2 protein-coding genes are annotated in these 1,507 nt (G+C 65.8%); both read right to left on the reverse strand.

Annotation, left to right across the window (positions count from 1 at the left end; all coding sequences use genetic code 11):
- Positions 1-676 (reverse strand): branched-chain amino acid ABC transporter permease (locus tag IEW24_RS28560; RefSeq protein ID WP_188584325.1); only part of this gene is annotated, 676 nt, incomplete at its 3' end.
- A 7-nt stretch (positions 677-683) separates the two neighbouring features.
- A complete protein-coding gene (locus IEW24_RS28565) occupies positions 684-1,505 on the reverse strand; it encodes a branched-chain amino acid ABC transporter permease (protein WP_244644724.1) in 822 nt (273 codons plus the stop codon).
- Between the last annotated feature and the right edge of the window lie 2 nt (positions 1,506-1,507).

Here is a 1,507-nt window from a genome sequence, read left to right on the forward strand (position 1 = left end):
GCACGAAGGCCAGCAGCTTGTAGTGGTTCACCCGGTAGCCCAGCGAGATGGCGCGCGGCTCATTCTCGCGGATGGCTTTCAGCACCTGTCCGAAGGGCGAGTAGATGGTGCGGTAGATGAGCGCGAACGCAGCAAGGAAGATCACCAGCACCACGTAATAGAGATTGAAGTCCGACGTGGTGTCGATGAGGCCGAACACCGCCCGGCGCGGCACGCCCTGCAGGCCGTCCTCGCCGCCGGTGAAGCGGGCCTGAAGGCAGAAGAAGAAGAACATCTGCGCCAGCGCCAGAGTCACCATGGCGAAATAGATGCCGGTGCGGCGGATGGCCAGCAGGCCGACGAGAAGGCCCACCAGCGCCGCAAAGGCGGTGCCGGCGAGGATGCCCAGCTCCGGCGTGAAGCCCCACACCTTCACCGCCTGCGCGGTGATATAGGCCGCCCCGCCGAAGAACATGGCGTGGCCGAAAGACAGGAGGCCGGTGTAGCCCAGCATGAGGTTGAAGGCGCACGCGAACAGCGCGAAGCACAGCACCTTCATGAGGAAGACGGGATAGACCACCAGCGGCGCCGCCAGCAGCGCGGCGATGGCGACGAGGGTGAGGACGATCTTCAGCGTGCCGTTGCCGGAGGAGGCGGGAGCGGCCGGGAGGGCGGTGGGGGATGTGGTGCCGGTCATGACGCCCTCACTTGACGGTGCCGAAGAGGCCGGCGGGCTTCACCATGAGCACGATGGCCATGATGGCGAAGATGACGGTGGAGGAAGCCTCCGGATAGAAGACCTTGGTGAGGCCCTCCACGAGGCCGAGGCCGAAGCCGGTGATGATGGCCCCGGCGATGGAGCCCATGCCGCCGATCACCACCACCGCGAACACCACGATGATGAGGTTTGAGCCCATGGTGGGGCTGACCTGATAGGCGGGCGCGGCGAGCACGCCGGCGAGCGCGGCAAGGCCGACGCCGAAGCCGTAGGTGAGCGTGATCATGCGCGGCACGTCGATGCCGAAGGCCTGCACCAGATCGGGGCGCTCGGTGGCGGCGCGCAGATAGGAGCCGAGCTTGGTGCGCTCGATCACGAACCAGGTCGCGAGGCAGACGACGAGCGAGAACACCACCACGAAGCCGCGGTAGTTGGGCAGGAACATGAAGCCGAGGTTGGTGCCGCCCGGCAGGGGATTGTTGTAGGGCAGGCCCGAGGAGCCGTACATCCGGCGGAACAGGCCCTCGATGATGAGGGCGAGGCCGAAGGTGAGCAGCAGGCCGTAGAGATGGTCGAGATGATAGAGCCGCCGCAGCAGCAGGCGCTCGATGATCATGCCGACGATGGCGACGAGGATGGGGGCCAGCACCAGCGCGCCCCAGAACGGGATGCCGGCGTAATTGAGCAGCATCCAGGCGCCGAAGGCACCCATCATGTATTGCGCGCCATGGGTGAAGTTGATGACGTTGAGCAGCCCGAAGATGACCGCGAGGCCAAGGCTCAGGATGGCGTAGAAGGCGCCGTTGATGA

It is taken from the genome of Azorhizobium oxalatiphilum, assembly GCF_014635325.1.
Taxonomy (GTDB): Bacteria; Pseudomonadota; Alphaproteobacteria; order Rhizobiales; family Xanthobacteraceae; genus Azorhizobium; species Azorhizobium oxalatiphilum.